Consider the following 4721-nt stretch of genomic DNA (forward strand, 5'->3'; position numbering starts at 1 on the left):
GATCGAAGCGTGCGGGCACTACCCCTGGATCGAACAACCGACAGCCTTTCGACGCGTCACGCACACGTTCCTCGAGCAGCTGGAGGAGTTCACATCTGATGTGTAAGCGGTTCCCCTTCCGGACCCTGATTTACGCGGCAATTTGGTCCAACCGATAGCTTGAACGAATGAACAAGGTACAGCTGCGCACGGACCGGCTCATCCTGAGGGCTCCGTCGCTGATTGATGTTGAGGCCATCACTGCGGCTTGTCAGGATCTTGAGATCCAGCGGCGAGTGCCGATCCCGGTTCCGTATACGCGGACGGACGCTGAAGGCTACGTCACCACGTACTCCGACCTCGGTTGGGCAAGCGGAAAGAGTTGCACCTGGGCCATCACGATCGCCGATGAGTTTGCTGGCGCAATCAGCCTCGACAATATCGGTGCCGGCCAAGCGACCATCGGCTACTGGATGGCGGCACCGTTTCGCGGCCGCGGTCTGCTCACCGAGGCTGCTCAAGCTGTCGTCGAGTTCGGATTCGGCCGCCCGCCCGAAGGACTGGGCCTGATTCGCATCGAGTGGCACGCCTACGCGGGCAATGTCGCATCCGCTCGCGTTGCCCGGCGAATCGGTTTTCAATTCGAGGGGACACTCCGGCTCGGTGCCATGGGACGGCATGCCAGAGAAGACGATTGGGTCGCGGGCATCCTCGTTGGAGACCGGCAGAAATCACCGGTCTGGACGATTCTTTCTTGACCGCATCTTGTCCCGCACGACGTTCCCTTTCAAACACGACGAGCCGGAGACCCCCATGTCGCGCGAGGTCACATTCCGACCTACCCGTGAATCTGCCGATCCGTACACTGGTCACATGTCAGCCGGAGTTCGCCTCGCCCTGTCCCGAGACCTAGAGGCCCTCGAGAAGATCGAAAACATCGACGGTGTAGTTGAGGGGCCCCACGGCCCCATACCCGTGCGCCGATACTTGCCGGCCAACGGTAGGACCCCGGTCTCGTCCACGCCCATCGTATGGATCCATGGAGGTGGATTCTTCAGAGGCGGTCTCGACCAGCCGGAGTCTCATGACGTTGCTCGATCACTGGCGGCGGAGGGATTCAACGTCACTACCGTGGACTACCGGCTCGCGACTATCTCAAAGCTCAGACTGTCTTCGACTGGGTTTCGGAGGAGCCCGGCGGTCCACTTCCCGGTCCCGGTTGACGATGTCGTTGCCATCGTGCGGGCCGTTCAACGGGAGGCTCCCCAGGGCGTGATTCTCGGCGGTGCCAGTGCAGGCGCGTGCCTCGCGGCTGGCGCAGTGCTTCGACTGGTGAACGACGGGGCGGCACCTCTCGCGGGTGCTTTTTTCGCCTATGGGCTCTTTCACGCCGCGCTGCCGAGGCTGGAGCGGAATTTGCGCCGCCGGCTTCGTGGCAAACGCCGTTTTGGTCACTCGCCGATGCTTCTCAACCTGATGAATCTCCACTACGCGGGCACACGCAAAGCGATGTTGGAAGCACACGCATTCCCCGGGGGTCATGCCCTGCACGAATTCCCACCGACTTTGATGCTCGACGCGGATCGCGACTCCATGCGCGCGTCTGGTGGCCAGTTCGCCCGGGAGCTTGCCACGGCCGGGATCGCAGCGGAATACCACGCACTTCCCGAGACTTTCCACGGTTTCCTTAACCGTCCAAACGAGCCAGGTTCCGAGGCTGGTTTACGTCTGATCATCGATTGGGCCCGCGGCATACAGGCGAAGCAAGCCTGAGCCGCAGCAACGCGTACCAGTCGCCGCTCGTCCCGTAAGAGGTTCCCCTTGCGGGATCCACGCTGCGTCGAGAGTCGCCACATGTCGTCGTTCCCGTGCCGGTCATCTGGGTTGATTGGTCGACACGACAGACTTGGGTGATGACCGACATAGATTCGCTTCCCATCGCTGAGTTCGGATTCCCGGGGCCGCTTCGTGACAAGCTCGTTTCCGCTATCTGCGATCGACGTAAGACCTCGACTACGTCGACTGTCGCGGAGTATCAGATCGAAGACGAGCCCTTGCCACAGATCGGCTCACGCCAGGCTGTGGTGGATTCGGAAGGGCGTCGGGTCGTGATCATCGAAACAACGGATGTTGAACAGGTTCGGCTATCCGACGTGCCATGGGAGCACGCGCTCGACGAGGGTGAGGGCCATTCGTCAGTATCTGAGTGGCGGATCGCGCACGAGCGATTCTGGGAGGGCGAGGAACTGCGAGCCTTTCTGAGGGACCCGAACTTCGTTGTGAACGACAACACACTCCTGGTGCTCGAACGATTCAGAGTCATCGACTGATCCCGCAGGGGGTTCCCCTTCTGAAGGCGGTCTCGCCCTTGGACTCGCCCAACGCTTGAAGGGGGTTGCCGGGAGCTCTAGCCCGGCGATTCCTGCAAGAGGACATGAAGTGCACCGAGGGCTCCGAGCGGATAGGTCCCTGGTCGTCCACCGAGGGCTGTGATGTTGACAGGGCTCTCCTCCGCCGTGCAATCGGCTGTGGGAAACCAGGTTCGGCCTGGCGCGACCAGGATAAGCATGCCGTCGGTGTCCCCGACGGGCGCAAAGGTGCCGCCCTGCGCCTCGCCGTACGGAGCAATCCTGGCGTCATCGGTAAGCGTTGCGACCACGGCCGGGACGTCGGCCACCACGACTCCCACTTCGCTGATGCCGAGGAGGTCCGCGCTGCTGAATGGACCGGCCGTTGAGTTGTCGAGGTCGCGGCGAATGATGAACTCCCAGACCGACCGCTCGGGTCCGGCGAAGTACAGACTGTGAGCGTTCCACGCCGGTGAGCATTCGAATTCGTCCGCTTCGGGCGTTCCGAGCAGCACCGTCCTCTGTTGGAGCCACGTTTTTGCCTCGTTGAATTTGTTGGACGGAATCGTGATCGCGAGGTGGTGGTCCCCGGCGGCAGCGGGGTCCTCGACAAGTTCGAGCCGAGTCGTCCCTAGCGTCACGACCACGCCGTTGGGCCTTCGGGCGATGTCGAGGCCGAGCACACCGGCATAGAATTCCCCGGCTGCACGAGCGTTTCGGACACGGACTGACACATTGGTGATCTGCATGTTTCCTCGTCAAGATGCTCAAGCTAACTTGAGGTCAAGCGGGCTGCGTGGGAAGCTTCGGCCATGTCACATATTGCCCCCCTTGAGCTTCTGTCGATCGGCGACCTCGCTCGACGCGCGGGTGTGAGCGTGCCGACCGTTCGTTACTACGAGAAGCGCGGCCTGATCCAGTCCACCAGGACAGCAGGCAACAAGCGCCAGTTCCCTCGCCACACCCTCCGACGGCTAGCCGTTATTGCCGCGGGTCAGCGTGTGGGGCTCACCCTTCACGAAATCGCCACCGCCCTCGCTGCGTTGCCATCCGATCGCGCGCCAACTCAGCGCGAATGGCGACACATGAGCCATCAATGGGCAGCAACAGTGGCCCGTCGCATCCGCCAACTCGAAGCACTGCAAACCTCCCTCGACGGGTGCATCGGCTGCGGCTGCCTGTCCTTGGGCACATGCACCCTGTTTAATCCGGACGACGAGGCCGCAGGGGAAGGCCCGGGCTCGCGATGGCTGCGCAAGGCCGACGCCGCGGCAATCACCGATTGACTGCGGCGGCTCTACCATCGACGAGTAGTCCCGGCGACCGTTGAGGGTTCGACTTGCGGGCGCCCTCGCAATGGCAAGACGCAGCCCGCCCACTGTCGAGCAGAGGCTGCAAAGGCCTCTCCGAGATTGAATTTGGACGACTCCGCGTCATGCGGCCGGCGGTTGAATGTATCGCAACACGTGCGCAGCCGCATGCAAGACTGGCGTCATGGGGACTCTTCTAACGGCCGGCGGGCTCGCGCTTGCCTTCTCGCTTTTTCTGACGCCGCTGTTCGTCCGTTTGTTCAAGCGGCTTGAACTCGGTCAGTTCATCCGCGATGACGGTCCCAAGTCGCATCACACCAAGCGTGGAACGCCCTCAATGGGCGGTATTGTCATCGTTCTTGCGACGCTGTTTGGATTCTTCGTGTCGGCGATCGTCAGCGGTGGGGAGGGCATCTCGGCGTCCGCACTGCTCGTATTGTTCATGTTGATAGGCATGGCTTGTGTGGGTTTCGTCGACGACTTCCTCAAGGTGCATCACAAACGCAGCCTCGGGCTCGGCGGGTGGGCCAAGATCGCAGGACAGACGCTTGTCGCGTCCGTATTTGGCCTGCTCGCGATTCAATTCCCGACCGCGAGTGGTCACACCCCGGCATCGACGGCTATTTCGCTCTTCCGCGACATTCCCGCGCTCGATCTCGCTCTCATCGCGACGGGCGTACCCGCGGTCGGGATCATCGCCTACCTAATCTGGATCAACTTCCTCGCAACCGCCACAACCAACGGGGTGAACCTTGCGGATGGCCTTGACGGGCTCGCGACCGGGGCAACCGTCCTCGCGGTCGGCTCGTATGTACTGATCGGGTTCTGGCAGTTCAACCAATCCTGCTTCCGCCCTTCGCTCAGCTTCGAGGATGTGGACAAGTGCTACACGACGAATGATCCGCTGTCGCTCGCGATCGTCGCAGCGGCGATCTGTGGAGCTCTCATTGGATTCCTGTGGTGGAACACAAGTCCCGCCAAGATCATCATGGGTGACACCGGCTCGCTGGGTCTCGGCGGAGCGCTGTGCGCTCTGGCCATTTTGACCCGCACGGAACTGCTCCTCGTTCTGATCGGGGGTCTG

General features: G+C 62.0%; 6 protein-coding genes. 5 read left to right on the forward strand and 1 reads right to left on the reverse strand.

All coding sequences use genetic code 11. The annotated features are described in order from the left end of the window. The first annotated feature begins 167 nt into the window (after positions 1–167). From JF66_RS15935 to JF66_RS15945, 3 genes are all read left to right on the forward strand, one after another. Positions 168–737, forward strand: coding sequence for a GNAT family N-acetyltransferase (locus JF66_RS15935; RefSeq protein ID WP_035879577.1), 570 nt, complete (start codon positions 168–170; stop codon positions 735–737). Positions 738–852: 115 nt separating this feature from the next. Further along, positions 853–1752: an alpha/beta hydrolase gene (locus JF66_RS15940; protein WP_081882446.1), complete on the forward strand. Its 900-nt coding sequence runs from the start codon at positions 853–855 to the stop codon at positions 1750–1752. A gap of 140 nt (positions 1753–1892) precedes the next feature. After that, entirely contained in the window at positions 1893–2309 is a 417-nt protein-coding gene (locus JF66_RS15945) for an ASCH domain-containing protein (protein ID WP_035879578.1), read from the forward strand. A 77-nt stretch (positions 2310–2386) separates the two neighbouring features. Here JF66_RS15945 and JF66_RS15950 read toward each other — a convergent pair whose 3' ends face one another. Next, the gene (locus JF66_RS15950) at positions 2387–3076 is read right to left on the reverse strand and encodes a VOC family protein (protein WP_051973638.1); all 690 of its coding nucleotides are present in this window, start codon (positions 3074–3076) and stop codon (positions 2387–2389) included. A 63-nt stretch (positions 3077–3139) separates the two neighbouring features. Here JF66_RS15950 and soxR point away from each other — a divergent pair, with 63 nt between their 5' ends. Next, a complete protein-coding gene (gene soxR / locus JF66_RS15955; RefSeq protein WP_035879579.1) occupies positions 3140–3613 on the forward strand; it encodes a redox-sensitive transcriptional activator SoxR in 474 nt (157 codons plus the stop codon). Between the two features lie 208 nt (positions 3614–3821). Then, the coding region (gene mraY, locus JF66_RS15960) for a phospho-N-acetylmuramoyl-pentapeptide-transferase (protein WP_035879580.1) at positions 3822–4721 on the forward strand (900 nt) is incomplete at its 3' end.

Origin of the sequence: Cryobacterium sp. MLB-32, from assembly GCF_000738085.1 — a bacterium.
Lineage (GTDB): Bacteria > Actinomycetota > Actinomycetes > Actinomycetales > Microbacteriaceae > Cryobacterium.